Below are 16295 nucleotides of genomic sequence, written 5' to 3' on the forward strand. Positions count from 1 at the left end.
AAAACTCGATCTTCCGCTGCCAGTGAGGGCGGAAGGAAATGAAAGGAGTCACGCCGATGAGGACGATGGCGGTGGTGGAGCGCCGAAAAGAGGACATTCCTTCGGCCCAGTTGGTGAAAAAAGAGGTCGTTTACGAAACGAATGGACTGAACGTATGGTATGGAGAGCATCATGCGTTAAAACATATTCACCTGTCTTTTTATGAACGCGAGATTACGGCGATTATCGGCCCGTCAGGATGCGGCAAGTCAACCTATATCAAAACGCTCAATCGAATGATCGAGCTCATTCCAAACGTCCGGCTCGAAGGGGAGATTTTGTATCGCGGCCGCCGCATTTTTGACACGTCATACCCTGTTGAACAGCTGCGGACGCAAGTGGGCATGGTGTTTCAAAAGCCCAACCCGTTTCCAAAGTCGATTTATGACAACGTCGCCTATGGGCCGCGCATTCACGGGATCCGCGACCGGCGGCTGCTCGATGAGATCGTCGAAAAAAGCTTGCGCCAAGCTGCGCTTTGGGAGGAAGTCAAAGATCGGCTTCATGAAAATGCCCTCGGTTTATCGGGCGGCCAACAGCAGCGGCTGTGCATCGCCCGCTGTTTGGCCGTCGAGCCGGATGTCATTTTAATGGATGAACCGACATCAGCGCTCGATCCGATTTCGACAGCGAAGGTCGAGGAGTTGATGGGCGAGCTGAAAACAAAATACAGCATCATCATTGTCACGCATAATATGCAGCAGGCGGCTCGCATTTCCGATCGGACAGCGTTTTTCTTAAACGGAGAAGTGATTGAGTACGGCGAGACAAAAACGTTGTTTTCTCGTCCAGCTGATCAGCGGACGGCGGATTATATCGCCGGGCGGTTCGGATGATAAAAGCGGCCGGAGGGCGTCAGGCATGACGGACAAAAAGTTCGTTTCAAAAAAGATGTGTTTCTTTCAAAAAACGCTGTTTGATGCGCAGACACAGCCTTAAGAAAAGGTGTCCCGGTCCTTTGGGAGGGACACCTTCTTTCGTTATGGTTCGGCAATCAAACGGCCGATGGCTGCGTAGTCCATATCGCTCCGCACGTTGTAGACGCCGGGGCGGATGGAGCGCGTCAGCCCATGTTGTTCCAAGTAGTCGTTGAAGGCGCGGGCGCTTTGAACGATGCCAGCCTCTTCAAGTTCGCGGGCAAATGTCTCTGGCGTATCTCCTTTTTGAATAACGAGTCGATAGACGTAAACGGTTTGCCCTGATGGTTCGGACATCTGCTTGGACGCCGCTTTCGGAGCGGCGTTCGGCTGAGCGCTGCGGAGCCTGTCGTATTCCTCTTTCGCCACGGCGACAAGCCCATGCTGTTTGAGGAACGTCTTGATTTCCGCTTCCGTCGGTGCAGCCGGGGGTGAAGCGTAATACGAGGCGCCGATCAGTGCTGTCGATGCAAGCAGCCCGAGGGCAAACGAACGCATGGATCGCTTGTTCATCGGCGCAACCTCCTTACCGCCCGCTCGACTTCCGCAACGGTCAGCCCCGTCTCACGGGCGATGTCTTCGAGCGGGAATCCTTGTTTATGCAAAAACAAGATGCGCCGATCGGCCGGCGACAATGATCCGCCAAGCCGCGGCGAAGCGGACCGTTGCCGCTCCGGAATGAGGAGCTCCTCCTCGATGACTTGCAGCCGCTTTTTGATCTGGTACGTTTCTTGCGCCAGGGAAACGGTCAAATGATCGATTTGTTCTTCGAGCGGTTTCAGTTCATCTTTCGCAAAAAAGGAAAGAACAAGGAGAATAATGGCTAGAGCTGCCAAAGCGATGATTGCGTATTCCACCACATGCATCCCTCCCCTTTTCACTATACCATACCATTCTCTGCTTGTGGCGTTCTTATTGAACAAAGATGAAATTTAGAGGTGGAAATCGCCGAAGAAAAATGGTATCATAGAAAGGTCTGATTATATATAAAGTATAAAGCTCGTTTGGAGGGAAAAAAGATGCGCGTGAACATTACATTGGCATGCACAGAATGCGGCGAACGCAACTATATTACATCGAAAAATAAACGCAACAACCCAGAGCGTTTGGAATTGAAAAAATATTGCCCGCGCGATCGCAAAGTCACGTTGCACCGCGAAACGAAGTAAGCAGTGGGAAGATGATTCCTGCTGCTTTTTATCTTTATGGGAGGAAGGGGAAGATGATGGACGGCAAACAGGAATGGCGCCAGCGCATGTTGAATCAGCTTCGGCAGCTTAAAGCGGCAGAAAAAGAGATGTACGATCGGCAAATCGCCGCTCATTTATATCGGTGGCCATTATGGCAAACGGCGCGGACGATCGCCATGACGGTGTCGAGAGAGACGGAAGTCAACACCTTGCCGATCATGGAACAGGCGTGGCGGGAAGGAAAAACGATCGGCGTCCCGAAATGCGATCCAAGGGCAAAAACGATGTCCTTTCGGCGGCTTGAGTCGTTTTCCCAGCTCGAAAAAGCGTACGCCGGATTGTTTGAGCCGATTGAAAAACAAACAACGCCGATCGACCGCGATGAGTTTGATCTCATCATTGTCCCGGGGGTCTGTTTTGCCAAAACCGGCTACCGGATCGGCTATGGCGGCGGGTATTACGATCGATATTTGCGGGGAGCTTCGGCGGTGACGGCAGCGCTGGCTTACTCCTTTCAAGTGATGGACGACATTCCGGCCGAGGAGCATGATGTGCCGGTGAAATTCATTATTACGGATCAAGGAGTTCTTCACTGTGAGCGATGAATGGTGGTATATCGCGGTCTCTGCCCTCGCCGCCGGCGGAGGATGGCTGTTGCGCTCGTTGTCCATATCAGGAGCGGCGGCAGCCGTTGTCATCGGCGCAGCGGTTGGATGCGGCTTTTCATGGGGCGGAATATGGGTGTTAGGCTGCTTTTTTGTCAGCTCCAGCTTCTTTAGCCACATCGGAAAGCAACGCAAGGCAAAACTGTCTGAAAAATTGGCGAAAGGCGGGCGGCGCGATGCCATCCAAGTGCTGGCCAATGGCGGGGTGCCGGCCGTGTTGGCGCTATTGGCCGCTGTCCGTCCCGACCCGATTTGGGATGATCTGTTTGTTGTCGCCGTCGCTGCAACGAACGCTGATACGTGGGCGTCTGAAATCGGTTCTTTAAGCCCGTGGCCGCCTCGGGTTTGGCCGAGTTTTCGGCCGGTGGAAGCCGGCACCTCAGGGGCTGTGACGCTCCTTGGCACGGCTGCTTCGTTTGCCGGCGCACTGTTTATTGCGGCTGTTGGCGTGTTTTTTCTCGACGTCCGACCCGTTTTTACTCTTGCCTTTTTCGGTTGGCTCGGCAGCTGGTTTGATACGTGGCTTGGCGCGGCTTGGCAAGCGGCTTACCGCTGTCCGGCATGCGGGGCGACGACTGAGCGGAAACGGCATTGCGGGCAGGCGACCATTCATATGAAAGGCTGGCGGTGGCTTGACAATGATGCGGTGAACGTTCTTTCCGTCATCTTTGCGGTGCTGGCCGCCTTCGTGCTGGCGCGTTAGGCGCGCCCCGCTTCATATTTGGAGAGAAAAAGGGAAAAAGAATAACGAGCATGTCATATGATAGGAGGAACAACGATGAATAAATGGTCGTACTCGCTGCTTGTCGTTGCCGCTGGATGTCTTGCTTACCGCTATCGCTACCGAATGGCCGCCTTCGCATTGCGCGTTCCGCCGTTGCGAAAGCAACTTGTCCGATTTGCGCTCCACATTCCTCCTGTGCGCAACGCCCTTGTTTCGCAAATGTTGCGTCCATGATGCAATAGCGGTGAATCATTTTTGAAGAAGTCGGTTATGAAAAAACCGGCCGCGGCGGCCGGCGCCCGCCGGCCCATTCGCTCCGGTTTGCCGGACGGTCGATGAGTTGGCTTTGTTGCTGTTTGTCGGACTTGGCCTCGCCAGGGAAAGGGAGAGGAGAACGTGATGGGAACGATGGATGTACTGTTTTGGCAGCTTGTTCAGTGTTTGTCTCGCGGCGGCTACCGCATCGTACGGATGTCTGAGCAGGCCGATGAAGTATGGCTGGAATCAAACCATTGGCGTCGCCCAACACTCATCCGCCTCGTGCGCGCTGATTTTGATTGGAGCCGATCGTTGCGCCTTGATATGGAATATACATGGCAATTCGTTCAGCAAATGAGGGGATGGAATTTCAGCAAAGCGGGCCGGGTCATCAATGTTTATGTGATGGCGTATCCGCCGGTTGACGATTGGGAATTTCTTGTCGCCGAGCCGTTGCCGCTCTCTGGAGCGTCCGATGGCGTGCTTCATACGCTCCTCCTTCACAGCGGCAATATGGGGGACGTGCTGCCGCGGCTTGCGGAGATGACGGGTGTTGCGCTCCGTTTTGAGCCGCCTGTGGAAACGTCCGATCCGTTTGCTGCCGCCGAGCGCTTAAAGCACGAGGTGGTCCGCGAATGGCGGCGCCGCCGTGAGGAGGAACGGCGCATTTTTGAGTATGGCAAGCCGATGTTCACCCGGCTGTTCATCGTCGTACAGGTTGCGATGTTTTTGGTTCTCGAATGGAGCGGCGGGAGCACGAATCCGGATGTGTTGATCCACTACGGCGCCAAATTCAATCCGCTCATTGAGGCGGGAGAATGGTGGCGGCTGTTGACGCCGATGTTTTTGCATATTGGTTTTTTGCATCTGCTGACCAACACGCTCGCCTTGTATTATTTAGGGATCACGGTTGAGCGGCTGTACGGCTCGCTTCGCTTTTTGTTCATTTACGTAACGGCTGGATTTTTCGGAGCGCTGGCGAGTTTTTTGTTTACACCATCATTATCGGCCGGGGCGTCGGGAGCCATTTTCGGGCTGTTCGGGGCTCTTCTTTACTTCGGCACTGTCTACCGGCATTTATTTTTTCGAACGATGGGAATGAACGTCATCAGTTTAATCATCGTCAACCTGTTGTTTGGCCTGCTTGTTCCCGGCATCGACAACGCCGGCCATATCGGCGGACTGGTTGGCGGTTTTTTGGCGGCTGGCGTCGTTCATTTGCCAAAACACACCGCTTTAGGGCGGCAGGCGGGAGCGTTGGCGGTGTCGGCGCTGCTTGTCGCCGCTGGCTTATGGATCGGATTTCGGTAAACGCCCCCACTTCGCTTTGTTTGAAGTGGGAGGCCTCTTTTCGAAATGTGTTAAAGAAGTTGCACGAGCATCACTTTTTCCCCGTTTTTCGCTTCAATGAGAACGAAGAGCCTGCTGTAATCTTTGCGAATGAGAATGAGCGGCATCGTGCTGCCGATTGGCGAGAGGATGGATCCATCCTCTTTTTTTATGCCAAGGATGTACGACTTGTACAATCCTTCCCAAAGACGGCCGATGACGGTTTGCGTTTTTGCCGTTGACAACCCCGGCAACGGTTGTTCCGTGTAGGCGACGAGCTCCGGCAAATAAAGGGCGTAATAATCTTTCTTTGACAAAGAAAAGTGGGTGATCAGCTCGTCCGCTTTATGACGAAGAAATTCATTCGTGGCTTTGTTCAAGACGCGCTGCCATTCGCGCTCGTCATCTGTTCTTGGCCGCCGGAACGATGCGCGCGGATGGTACGGTGAGTCAATGACGTACAAATAGCTGCTTGACATCGTTTGGCTGCTTGTGATGTTCTCTCTTGTATGCAGCTCGCCGTGATGGAACGAGACGGCTTGAAAAAAGCGGCTGTCCCGCATCCGGACCGTCTTTTCCATGTCGATCGCGTCCGTGTTCGTTTTCCATTTCGACAGCACATCGGCCAAGCGGCCATCGGCAAACAACAGCGAGATGTCCTGACGCAAATAGGCGCGGCGGTTTAAAATGGAAGCGGCTGACCAGCGGAGCGCGTAGCGTCCGGGTTCATTGTCGCCCTCAAGCGCAAGCGATGTTTTCGCTTCGATGAACGCCGCTTCGCGATCAAGCGGGAAAAACTTGATCGTTTCAGCGGTCTGATCGTGCTCCCACAGCGAGGCGAGCGCGGCGGCAAGGAAAAAAGCAAGCGCCATGAAGGGGATCATCCATCGTTTCATGACATCCTCCCGGATTGGACAAGGTTTTCACCAATATATGCATTGCAAGGAACATTTATGTATGAATTTCCTCATGCTTGTCTATGATGAGAAGTATACAGTGCAAACGATGCAGGGGGATGACGATGGAGAAACAGATGCCCAAACGCCCGGCGTCCCGTCGCCTTCATGACAATGCATCCTATTTAGCCGAACGGCTTGGAGTCGGCAAGAGCTTCGATGTCATTCGCCTTGACGTCGAATATGGCGGCCGGGCAATGGCGTTGTTTATGATTGACGGATTTGTCAAAGACGATATTTTGCATTATTTGATGAGATATTTGTCCCGGCTTGAGGAACACGAACTGGACGTTCACCCGCTTGAGAAGCTCCTGAAAAAATATCTTCCGTACGTCGAGATCGGACAGACAGACGACTTGGAAGAAGCGGTCGCGATGGTGCTTGCTGGGCCGACGGCATTAGTCGTTGACGGCGTTGAGCGGATCATTTTGATTGACGCTCGCACGTATCCGGTGCGCGGGCCGCAAGAGCCGGATACGGAACGGGTCGTACGCGGGGCGCGCGACGGTTTTGTCGAGACGATCGTCTTTAACACCGCGCTCATCCGCCGCCGCGTCCGCGACCCTTCCTTGCGCATGGAGTACGTGCAGGTGGCGCGGCGCTCGAAGACCGATATTTGCATTTGCTATATCGAGGAAATAGCCGACCCAGAACTCGTTCGCCGCGTTCGGGAATCGATTACCGCCATTGACACAGACGGGCTGGTTATGGCTGAGAAAACGGTGGAAGAGTTTATTTCCGGCCGGCATTGGAATCCGTACCCGGTTGTCCGCTATACGGAACGCCCTGATACGGCAGCGGCCCATTTGTATGAAGGCCATGTGCTTGTGATCGTCGATGGATCGCCAAGTGTCATTATTACCCCGGCAACGTTTTGGCATCATTTGCAGCACGCTGAAGAGTACCGGAATAAGCCGATCGTCGGGGCGTATTTGCGGCTCGTCCGCTTTCTGGCCGTTTGGGCGTCGGTGTTTTTGCTGCCGCTTTGGTATTTGCTCATGATCGAGCCGGAACTGCTGCCGGATCCACTCCAGTTTTTGGGAAAGGCCAAATTGGGAGACATTCCGCTGTTTGCACAAATTTTGATGATTGAAATCGGGATGGATATGCTGCGAATGGCCGCCATTCATACACCGTCTTCGCTGGCGACCGCGCTCGGCCTCGTCGCCGCGCTTATGATCGGCGGCATCGCGGTGGAAGTTGGACTCTTTTCCAATGAAGTGATTTTGTATTTTTCTGTTACGGCCATCGGTACGTTTGCGACGCCCAGCTATGAAATGAGCTTGGCGAACCGGCTCGTCCGCATTGCCTTGCTCATTTTGTCGGGCCTGTTCGGCCTGTACGGTTATGTCATCGGCATCACCGTTTGGATTCTTGCCTTGGCGCGGATGACGTCATTTGGCGTTCCGTACTTATGGCCGTTCATCCCGTTCTCCTACCGAGCGATGCGCGACGTGCTCATCCGGTCGCCGATGCCGCTCAAAAACCGGCGACCGGCGATTCTTCACCCGCGCGACCCTGACCGCTGACGCAGGTGCTGATTTTTAGCGCCTGCGTTTTTTGTCTTGACGGCCGCGGCCGTTTGCCGCTACATTAAAAGAGGAAAAAAGGAGCATGAATGATGATGAAGACGGTATACGATGTTCAGCAGCTGTTGAAACGGTTTGGCACGATCATTTACGTGGGCGACCGGCTCGCTGATCTGGAGCTGATGGAAGAGGAAGTGAAAGAGCTGTACCAGTCCCAGCTGATCGATGCGAAACAGCTGCAAGCCGCTTTGTTTATTTTGCGGCAGGAAGCGCAAATGGAGCGGGAAAAACGGATGAAAAAAGGATGAGGATGCAATGGAACCATGGTTGGTAGGCATTGACCTCGGGGGCACGACAATCAAAATGGCGTTTGTCACCACCGAGGGTGACATCGTGCACAAATGGGAAATTCCGACGAACACCGCCAATCGCGGTGAGCATATCGTCGCTGACATTGCCCGATCGCTTGAAAAGACGCTCGCCCAGCTCGGCGGAGCGAAAGAGAGGCTGCTTGCCGCCGGCATCGGCGCCCCCGGACCGGTCGAAGAGGAAACCGGCATGTTGTATGAGACGGTCAATATAGGGTGGACGAATTATCCATTGAAGCAACGGCTGGAAGAGGCGACGGGGCTGCCCGTTTCGGTCGATAATGACGCCAATCTCGCCGCGCTTGGCGAAATGTGGAAAGGAGCAGGGGGAGGAGCGCGCCATTTGTTGTTTGTGACGCTTGGCACCGGCGTTGGCGGCGGTGTGATTGCCAACGGAGCCATTGTGCGCGGCATAAACGGCGCCGGCGGAGAGATCGGACATATGACGATGATCCCTGATGGCGGCGCCCGTTGCAACTGCGGCAAAACCGGATGTTTGGAAACGATTGCGTCCGCCACCGGCATCGTGCGGATCGCCAAGGAGAAATTGACCGCAGATGAGCGTCCGAGTGAGCTTCGCAACGGGGATGTGACGGCCAAAGCGGTGTTTGACGCCGCCAAAGCGGGCGATGCGCTGGCATTGGAAGTGGTCGATGAAGCAACGTACTATCTTGGTTGGGCGTTGGCGAATGCCGCCAATGTGACGAACCCGGAGAAAATCGTGATCGGCGGCGGCGTGTCCAAGGCGGGTGACATGCTTGTCGAGCGCGTGGCCGCCCATTTCCGCCGCTTCGCGTTCCCGCGCGTCGCCGCTGGGGCGAAGCTTGTTTTAGCGACGCTTGGCAACGATGCCGGCGTCATCGGCGCCGCCTGGCTGGCGAAAGAGCTTGTCGGCGCGTAAACAACGGAAGGTGTCCCAAAAAGGTTGGGGCGCCTTTTCTTATTGTTGGATGATATGAGATTGGAACGAACTTTAAAGAAGGAGATGTTTGCGAACATTCGTGCACTGCCGCCTGTCAGGCGCTCATTTTTTGCCGTCTGCCGACATATGTTAAGGTAAAGAAATGGGAAGGGGAGACGGCGCATGCACCTTCAAGCATGGCCCGGCGATACGTTTGAAACATATGGACGATGGTTTTCGGTGCCGACTGAACTGATCATCGATTCGAATCCGCATGTGGAAGAGGGATTGCGCCCTGGGCAGACCGTTGCCATCCCGGGATACGCGCCGATCGATACGTGGGAAGCGCTCGCTGACCGCCTATCGCTGCCGACGGAGGTGCTGCGGCGGCTGCCGGGGGCGATGGCGGTCATCAACGGAACAGCGCCGCTGCCGAAGCGGATTTCGTCCCCGGTCGTCCGCAGCGTCCGTCCGTACGATTTTGCCGCTTTGATGGAGGATATCACCGCCCTCGTCTGTCGCTATCCGTTTGTGCGCCAGCGGACGATCGGCCATAGCGTTCTCGGCTTGCCGCTCGTTGAACTGCAAATCGGCCGCGGGCCGGTGCGCGTGCATATGAACGGATCATTCCACGCGAATGAGTGGATCACGACGGCCGTAATCATGGCGCTCATCGACGAGTACGCGAGGGCGTTGGTTAACGATGACGAGCTTGCTGGCCATCGGGTGCTTGATTATTACCGTAAAGTGACTCTTTCCGTTGTGCCGATGGTCAATCCCGACGGCGTCAACCTTGTGCTGAACGGCCCGCCGGAAGAAGAGCCGCATCGGAGCGAAGTCGTCTGCATCAACGGTGGATCGCTCGACTTTTCGCAATGGAAAGCGAACATCCGCGGCGTTGATTTAAACAATCAATTCCCAGCTAACTGGGAAATAGAACAGGCCCGCAAACCGCCGAAAGCGCCGGCACCGCGTGATTTTCCAGGATTCGCCCCACTTACGGAGCCGGAGGCGAAAGCGATGGCGGAGCTCGCCGAGTCGGGCGATTTTGCGATGGTCGTCGCGTTTCATACACAAGGCAAGGAAATTTATTGGGGATATGAAGGGTTCGAGCCGCCGGAGGCGAAGGCAACGGTTCAGGCGATGGCTGAAGCAAGCGGCTACCAGGCTGTTCGCTACATTGACAGCCATGCCGGCTACCGCGATTGGTTCATTCAAACGTGGAGACGGCGCGGTTACACGGTGGAGCTCGGCGAGGGTGTCAATCCATTGCCGCTCTCGCAGTTTGCGCGAATATACCGCGACAGCCTCGGCCTGTTTTTAGCAGCGCTCAAAATGGCATAAAAAAACGCAAGAGGCATGATTCGCCTCTTGCGTTTTCAGTGCGTGCCGGTTGGAATGCCATGATGTAAAATGGTCATGATGGTAAACCAGCCGAATACGGCGGTAGTGGCAAGTCCAAACAAAAATCCGAGCACGTTTTTCTCGCGCAATGTACGGAGCATTCCATAAAGGGCAAGCAACGTCACAAGTGCAAAAATAATGACCGTACCCATCGTTTTACCCCCTCATGAAACAGTATGTACAAACGTGTCCATTCTTTTTCATTGTAATCTTTTTTCCTCCATTTGTCGAGGTCCCTTTCTCTTTTCTCTTCCATCGCTTGAAAAAAAGCAGTAAAATAAAGTTAAATATTGGACATGTCAAGGAAAGGAGGAGATGGCCATGGAATGGACGCGCATCCCTGTCGGCCCGATTCAGGCCAACGCTTACTTGTTGTCGTCTGCAGATCGACAATGCCTGATCGTTGACCCCGGCGCGGAAGGCGCGGCGCTCGTCCGCCGGATCGAGGAAAAAGGGCTGACCCCGTTGGCGATTTTGCTGACGCATGCGCATTTTGACCATATTGGCGGCATCCCGGACGTGCTTGCCCGCTGGGACATTCCAGTGTATGTGCACGAAAAGGAAAAACAATGGCTGCAAGATCCGGCATTGAATGGCTCGCTTTATTTCGGCGGTCCGGTCGCTGTCCGCTGCGAACCGACATGCCTGAAAGGACCGACGGTGCTGAACATTGGTCCGTTTGCGTTGGATGTCCGCGAAACGCCGGGTCATTCCCCGGGCAGCGTCTCGTATTATTGCAAACAAGCCAATATTGTGTTTTCCGGCGATGCGCTGTTTGCCGGCAGCATCGGACGCACGGATTTGCCAGGCGGCAACCATCAGCAGCTGTTGAAAAGCATTCATGACGAACTGCTTACGCTGCCGGAGGAAACGATCGTTCTTTCAGGCCATGGGCCAGAGACGACGATCGCCGCAGAGATGGATGCAAATCCGTTTTTGCATGGGTTTTCGTAAGAAAAAAAGCCGTCTACGCCGGCTTCACACAAGCAATCCCCTCGGGCAAACGCAGGGGGCTCCTTTGGGCAAGGAAAAGCGCAACCGAAGGCCTCCTGGCGCCGGAACACAAAAAAACCCTTCTTAGCCGCGCCAAGAAGGGTTTTTGGGGGATGTTCTATCCACAATAATGGGAGGGGATATAGTTAAGCTGCTACTATAACAATATATGATTATTTTCACTATGTCAACAGTAAAAAAGTGAACGACTCCCACTTCACTTTGCTTGAGGCGGGAGCTTCTTTCGGAATGATGAGGAAGACGGGGTAGAGAAATGGTGATGGATCGATTGTATGAACAGATTGCCGCGGCGCCGGGTGGGCGGGTGTCGTACGCCGATTACATGCAGATGGCTCTTTACGATGAACGATTCGGCTACTATATGCGAGAACGGGCGAAAATCGGCAAGGGAGGCGATTTTTTTACGAACAGCTCATTCGCGCCGGTGTTTGGCAAAGCGCTTGCTTCGCTTTGGGTTCGGATGGTGGAACAGAGCGGCCTGCCGCCGGCTGTTTGCGAGTGGGGGGGCGGAGACGGAAGATTGGCGCTTTCGGTATTGGAAGAATGGAAGAAAAAAAGTCCACATACATACGACCGCTTGTCGTATACGATCATCGACCAAAGCCCGTTCCACCGCCGGCGCCAGCGCGAAACGCTTCAACCCGCAGCCGAGAAGGTGGAGCAATATGACGATGTCTCTCGCTGGCTGGCCGAGCGTGGGCCGTTTTCCGGCATTGTGTTTAGCAACGAATTTTTTGATGCATTTCCCGTTCACGTCATTGTAAAGGAAGGCGGCGTTTTGCACGAATGTTTTGTCGCCGCCCGCGATGGCCGGCTCGTTGAAGAAAAGGCGCCGCTTTGCCGTCCCGCTATTGTCCGCTATTTACATGAGCGCGGATTGGATCTTGCTGAAGGGCAAAGGCTTGAGGTGCCTCTCGCGATGAAGGCGTTTTGGCTCGAGGTTGGGACGCTGTTTCATCAGGCGGTGATGGTGACGATCGACTATGGCTATACGGACGAACAGCTGCGCGCCCCGGCGCGGCGGCATGGAAGCTTGCGCGGATATTTCCGTCATCAGCTTGTTGCCGACCCGCTTCGCCATCCGGGGGAGATGGACTTGACGAGCCATGTACAATGGGATGCGTTTCGCTTGTACGCCCGTCAGGCCGGGTGGGAGGAAGTGGCGTTCGTTCGCCAAGATCGGTTTTTGCTCGCAGCCGGCCTTTTGCATGAATGGGACGTTTCAGAAGGCGGCGATTTCTTTTCGCCGGCAAGCCGCCAAAATCGAATGATCCGCGCGCTGATCGCCGACGATGGCGTCAGCCGCTTTTTTGACGTGCTGATCTTGCAGAAAGGGATGAGTTTTGCCGCGCGCGACTTTTGGCCAGCGCCCGAGTTTTTGCCGGCCGATTAACGGCTTCCTTCGCTGATCTGCAATGGAGAAAAGGAGTTCTGGTCAAAGCGGCAAAAAAACAGGCAGGAGGTTCTGCCTGTTTTTTATTCGCCCATGCCGGGCACCATCATAAACGTCGTCCAATACGTAAACGCCGCGAAGAAGATCGTCAAATACGCCCCGAAAATGTAAATGTACATTCTTTCGGTCAGCTTTAAAAAGCCGAGGAACAGGAAAAACACCGTTTGCCCAAAGAAGATGAGCGACGTCGTATGCATGTGGCCGAGGTAAAACATGACAGCAAAAATGCCGGTCCAAAAGGCGAGCACGCGGAACATGCGGTCCATTCTATATCCCTCCTTTGTTTGAAACCATTGGTCCTTACTTATTATAATGTACAACGATTGGGAATGTAAATAACGCTTTCGGACAAGGGGCAAGAAATAAAGCTAAGGCCGGCCGTTGATTTTTTCAGACAAAAAAGAAGGAAGGAGGGACGCTGTCACGGACGGATGACGATGCGGTAGGCGCAGCGATGGCTGCCTTCCATCATATTTTCCGTTTCCGTTACTTCAGCACCGGCAAACAGCGTCTCGACCATTCCTTCCAAAAAGGAGTGATGCATACCGCAAACCGTATCAGGTGCTTGCGCTGCGATTTCCTTGAACGGGCAGTTGAAAATATCGAGGTATAGCACTCCTTTTTCTTCATCATGGTGCAACTGCGGCAAACATCCAGCCGCTTCGGCCGCTTCTTCCATTATAGCGATTTTGTCTGCCATGGTGAGCGCGCTCGCTGCGCTGTTATGCGGCAAACGGCTGGCGACGAGCTCACGGCCGAATCGTCTTCCTGTTTCACGCAACGCCTCGCTTCCAACGGGACCGAGTTTGGCCATCGTTTGAATGGCGATGCGGGCGAGGAGTTGATAATCGCGGAACGGAAAATACAGCCCGATCACTTCGTCGGACAGCCGATACAGCCGGCTCGGCCGTCCGCCTTTTCCCGTTTTTTGCGTATCCGATACGACCATTCGAACGTCCTCAAGCTTCGTTAAGTGCAGGCGTGCGACATTTGGATGGATATGGAATTTTTCTGCGATTTCTTGAACGGAAACTTCGCGATGCACTTTTGCCATGTATTCATAAATATGAAATCTTGTCGGGTCAGACAATACGCTTGTGATTTTCAATGTTTGTTCCATCGGTTTCCCTCCCAAATGAATCATTGATATGGTTATTATAATGAAATCGTCCAAAGCGAGGAATGATTTTTGTCACTGCTTTCAGTGAGTGGACTGACATTCAAAAAAATTTCACAAAAAAGCTGCGCCAAAAGCAGGATAACGACTCATGCTCGTCGAAATAGAAAGCAACCTGTCGAAAGGAGGGAATCTGTGCTGAACGAGATCGAACAAACGGCAAACCGCCTCCTCGCTGAAGCGGTGCAGCGCCGCGCCTCGGATCTCCACCTCGTTCCGCGCCGCCGTGATGCCGCCGTTCGTCTTCGGCTCGATGGCATGCTTGTCGACGTTGGCGCTCTTCCGAAAGAAACGGCGGAACGCCTCATCGTTCACTTTAAATTTTTAGCCGGCATGGACATCGGGGAACGACGCCGTCCGCAAAGCGGCGCCATGGAAGTAGCGGAGTTTGGGGAAACGGTGTATTTGCGTTTATCGACATTGCCGACGCTCTACGATGAAAGCCTCGTCATTCGACTTCTGCCGCAGCGCCTCTCGCTGCCGCTTCGCGAACTATCCTTATTCTTCCACTCCACCGCACGATTATTTTCCTTCATGCAGCATCCGCAAGGGCTTGTGCTGTTGACCGGCCCGACGGGGTCGGGAAAAACGACGACCCTCTACACCCTTCTTGATCTTTGCCAAGCGGAAAGGCAACGCAACATCATCACGCTTGAAGATCCGATCGAAAAACAGAACGAACGATTGTTGCAAGTGCAAATCAATGAAAAAGCAGGCATCACATACGCCGCCGGGTTAAAAGCGGCGCTGCGCCATGACCCGGATGTGTTGATGGTCGGCGAGATCCGCGATCATGATACGGCGGCCATTGCCATCCGTTCAGCGTTGAGCGGCCATTTGGTCGTCTCGACGATGCACGCCGCCGATGCAGTCGGCGCCGTCTACCGGCTGCATGAATTCGGCATTCCGCTCGGCGATTTGGCCGAGACGCTGCTTGCCGTCTCTGCCCAGCGGCTTGTCGAGCTTTGCTGCCCGCTGTGCGGCGACGATTGCCATCCATCGTGCGGCCGTCTTGGGCGCCGCCGGCGCACGGCTGTTTATGAGTTGCTTTGCGGTTCAGCCCTGGAGGACGTGATTCATTTTCTCTCCAATGGGAGAGGGAAGCCCAAGCGCTCTTATATGACGCTCGCTCGCTTGATCCGCAAGGGGATTGCGCTCGGCTACCTGCCCGTCCGCATGCTTGAGCTCGTCGGAGGGGAAGAAAGATGAAACGCAAAATGTGGCCGCTTGTTGAACAGGCGTTGTTTTTCACCCGGCTCGGCCGGCTGCTCGAACGCGGTTACCCCCTTGGGCAAGCGCTTGAGTTTTTGGCCATCCAAGCTCCAACACACCGGCGGCTGGAAATAGAGCGCTGCCTGCAGCAGCTGCGCGCCGGGCTGCCGCTGTTTGCGGCTGTCGAAGCGCTGTCGGTCGATCGCATGGCGGTTAACCTTCTCTTTTTTGCCGAACGGCATGGCGACTTGCCGCGCGGCATGGCAGAGACAGGGGAAACGCTGGCGCAAAAAGCGCGCTTCCACGAGCAGCTTCGCCGCTTCAGCCGCTATCCGATGTTCCTTCTTTCTTTGCTCATCATCATGCTCGTCTTGATGGAATGGTGGCTGCTGCCGCAGTTTGAACGGGCGGCGGCGGCGTTTTCTCCACAACGCGGGCACACCGCTTGGCTGCTTGCGGTGGTCGCCCATGCCCCTATGGCGATGGCGGCCATCGCCGTCTTGGCGGTGTTCTCCGGGCTGTTTTACACCGCTTATTTCCGCCGCTGGCCGGTCTCCCGAAAACTTCAATTCGCCTTGCGAATTCCAGGGCTTGCTTCTTTTCTGAGACTGTTCCTCACCTGCCTGACTGCCCGACAGCTCGGGCGCTTGCTGCAGGCCGGGTTGTCGGTTTATGATGCGCTCGGCGTGTTCAGCGAGCCGTCGTCCTGGCCATTTTTGCAAATGGAAGGCCGGCGCCTTCGCCACGGGTTGATGAAAGGGATGGCGCTTGACAGATTAATCGGCGCCGCCCGCTATTACGAACAAGAGCTGGCGCTTGTCATCCGCCACGGCCAGTCGAACGGCGAGCTTGGCAAAGAACTTGAACATTACAGCGAGTTTTTGCTGCAGGTGATGGAGCAGCGAATCGAGTCGGTCTTAAAACGCATGCAGCCGCTTTTATTGGCGGTCGTTGGCTCGTTTGTTGTCGGCCTGTATTTGGCGATTTTGCTGCCGATGTTTTCGATGTTGAATGAAATGTGACAAGAATGGGACGGCTCTGTAGGAACAAGATGCTCAATCTTGGTGTGTTGCTCTTTGAGGAAGAGGCGCGCCCCTCGCCTCCTAAGGCTCAATCGACGAACAGATTCGATGGTCAATAGCCTGAACCGGTCATTCGC

20 protein-coding genes are annotated in these 16295 nt (G+C 54.7%); 14 read left to right on the forward strand and 6 right to left on the reverse strand.

What is annotated here, in order from left to right; all coding sequences use genetic code 11:
* Window positions 1–65 precede the first annotated feature (65 nt).
* Window positions 66–875 (forward strand): phosphate ABC transporter ATP-binding protein PstB, encoded by an 810-nt coding sequence (gene pstB / locus ETR37_RS06640; protein ID WP_122983934.1) that lies wholly within the window; start codon window positions 66–68, stop codon window positions 873–875.
* Window positions 876–1019: 144 nt separating this feature from the next.
* On the opposite strand, the gene ETR37_RS06645 is transcribed toward pstB, so the two are convergent.
* Both ETR37_RS06645 and ETR37_RS06650 read right to left on the reverse strand, forming a co-directional pair.
* Complete coding sequence (locus ETR37_RS06645) at window positions 1020–1469, reverse strand: endolytic transglycosylase MltG (protein ID WP_015375407.1); 450 nt, start codon at window positions 1467–1469, stop codon at window positions 1020–1022.
* Window positions 1466–1816: a sigma factor-like helix-turn-helix DNA-binding protein gene (locus ETR37_RS06650; RefSeq protein ID WP_012820534.1), complete on the reverse strand. Its 351-nt coding sequence runs from the start codon at window positions 1814–1816 to the stop codon at window positions 1466–1468. Before ETR37_RS06650 ends, ETR37_RS06645 begins: the two co-directional genes overlap by 4 nt.
* Before the next feature lie 159 nt (window positions 1817–1975).
* On the opposite strand from ETR37_RS06650, the gene rpmG reads away from it, so the two are divergent.
* The 5 genes from rpmG (at window position 1976) to ETR37_RS06675 (ending at window position 5104) form a co-directional block, all read left to right on the forward strand.
* Window positions 1976–2125 (forward strand): 50S ribosomal protein L33, encoded by a 150-nt coding sequence (gene rpmG / locus ETR37_RS06655; protein WP_011231931.1) that lies wholly within the window; start codon window positions 1976–1978, stop codon window positions 2123–2125.
* Between the two features lie 53 nt (window positions 2126–2178).
* On the forward strand, window positions 2179–2751 hold the full coding sequence (locus ETR37_RS06660; protein WP_015375406.1) for a 5-formyltetrahydrofolate cyclo-ligase: 573 nt from the start codon (window positions 2179–2181) through the stop codon (window positions 2749–2751).
* On the forward strand, window positions 2741–3514 hold the full coding sequence (locus ETR37_RS06665; RefSeq protein ID WP_129447058.1) for a DUF92 domain-containing protein: 774 nt from the start codon (window positions 2741–2743) through the stop codon (window positions 3512–3514). The genes ETR37_RS06660 and ETR37_RS06665 overlap by 11 nt, the downstream gene beginning before the upstream one ends.
* A 75-nt stretch (window positions 3515–3589) precedes the next feature.
* Window positions 3590–3769 carry a hypothetical protein gene (locus ETR37_RS06670; protein ID WP_012820537.1) on the forward strand — a complete coding sequence of 60 codons (180 nt, stop codon included), beginning with the start codon at window positions 3590–3592 and terminating at the stop codon, window positions 3767–3769.
* 165 nt (window positions 3770–3934) lie between these two features.
* Entirely contained in the window at window positions 3935–5104 is a 1170-nt protein-coding gene (locus ETR37_RS06675) for a rhomboid family intramembrane serine protease (RefSeq protein ID WP_129447087.1), read from the forward strand.
* A 50-nt stretch (window positions 5105–5154) separates the two neighbouring features.
* Here the strand turns inward: ETR37_RS06675 and ETR37_RS06680 are convergent, their stop codons facing one another.
* A complete protein-coding gene (locus tag ETR37_RS06680; protein WP_013144736.1) occupies window positions 5155–6018 on the reverse strand; it encodes a hypothetical protein in 864 nt (287 codons plus the stop codon).
* Between the two features lie 125 nt (window positions 6019–6143).
* Here ETR37_RS06680 and ETR37_RS06685 point away from each other — a divergent pair, with 125 nt between their 5' ends.
* From ETR37_RS06685 to ETR37_RS06700, 4 genes are all read left to right on the forward strand, one after another.
* Window positions 6144–7607: a spore germination protein gene (locus ETR37_RS06685; protein ID WP_129447059.1), complete on the forward strand. Its 1464-nt coding sequence runs from the start codon at window positions 6144–6146 to the stop codon at window positions 7605–7607.
* A gap of 95 nt (window positions 7608–7702) precedes the next feature.
* Window positions 7703–7915, forward strand: coding sequence for a YqgQ family protein (locus ETR37_RS06690; protein WP_011231924.1), 213 nt, complete (start codon window positions 7703–7705; stop codon window positions 7913–7915).
* A gap of 7 nt (window positions 7916–7922) precedes the next feature.
* Window positions 7923–8876, forward strand: coding sequence for an ROK family glucokinase (locus ETR37_RS06695; protein ID WP_011231923.1), 954 nt, complete (start codon window positions 7923–7925; stop codon window positions 8874–8876).
* Between the two features lie 183 nt (window positions 8877–9059).
* On the forward strand, window positions 9060–10220 hold the full coding sequence (locus ETR37_RS06700; RefSeq protein WP_011231922.1) for a M14 family metallopeptidase: 1161 nt from the start codon (window positions 9060–9062) through the stop codon (window positions 10218–10220).
* A 35-nt stretch (window positions 10221–10255) separates the two neighbouring features.
* Here the strand turns inward: ETR37_RS06700 and ETR37_RS06705 are convergent, their stop codons facing one another.
* Complete coding sequence (locus tag ETR37_RS06705) at window positions 10256–10432, reverse strand: DUF2759 domain-containing protein (protein WP_011231921.1); 177 nt, start codon at window positions 10430–10432, stop codon at window positions 10256–10258.
* Between the two features lie 169 nt (window positions 10433–10601).
* On the opposite strand from ETR37_RS06705, the gene ETR37_RS06710 reads away from it, so the two are divergent.
* Window positions 10602–11234: an MBL fold metallo-hydrolase gene (locus ETR37_RS06710; RefSeq protein ID WP_011231920.1), complete on the forward strand. Its 633-nt coding sequence runs from the start codon at window positions 10602–10604 to the stop codon at window positions 11232–11234.
* A 319-nt stretch (window positions 11235–11553) separates the two neighbouring features.
* Window positions 11554–12687, forward strand: coding sequence for a class I SAM-dependent methyltransferase (locus ETR37_RS06715; protein WP_015375399.1), 1134 nt, complete (start codon window positions 11554–11556; stop codon window positions 12685–12687).
* Between the two features lie 83 nt (window positions 12688–12770).
* Here the strand turns inward: ETR37_RS06715 and ETR37_RS06720 are convergent, their stop codons facing one another.
* Window positions 12771–13013, reverse strand: a complete 243-nt coding sequence (locus ETR37_RS06720) for a DUF2626 family protein (RefSeq protein ID WP_008879854.1) — start codon at window positions 13011–13013, stop codon at window positions 12771–12773.
* A gap of 155 nt (window positions 13014–13168) precedes the next feature.
* Window positions 13169–13867 carry a helix-turn-helix transcriptional regulator gene (locus ETR37_RS06725; RefSeq protein WP_015375398.1) on the reverse strand — a complete coding sequence of 233 codons (699 nt, stop codon included), beginning with the start codon at window positions 13865–13867 and terminating at the stop codon, window positions 13169–13171.
* 192 nt (window positions 13868–14059) lie between these two features.
* Between ETR37_RS06725 and comGA the strand changes: the two genes are divergently transcribed.
* Together comGA and comGB are read left to right on the forward strand one after the other, a co-directional pair.
* A complete protein-coding gene (gene comGA, locus ETR37_RS06730; RefSeq protein WP_015375397.1) occupies window positions 14060–15133 on the forward strand; it encodes a competence type IV pilus ATPase ComGA in 1074 nt (357 codons plus the stop codon).
* Window positions 15130–16158: a competence type IV pilus assembly protein ComGB gene (comGB, locus tag ETR37_RS06735; RefSeq protein WP_015375396.1), complete on the forward strand. Its 1029-nt coding sequence runs from the start codon at window positions 15130–15132 to the stop codon at window positions 16156–16158. Before comGA ends, comGB begins: the two co-directional genes overlap by 4 nt.
* The last annotated feature ends 137 nt before the right edge of the window (window positions 16159–16295 follow it).

The organism is Geobacillus sp. PK12 (genome assembly GCF_004123125.1).
GTDB classification, from domain to species: Bacteria; Bacillota; Bacilli; order Bacillales; family Anoxybacillaceae; genus Geobacillus; species Geobacillus zalihae.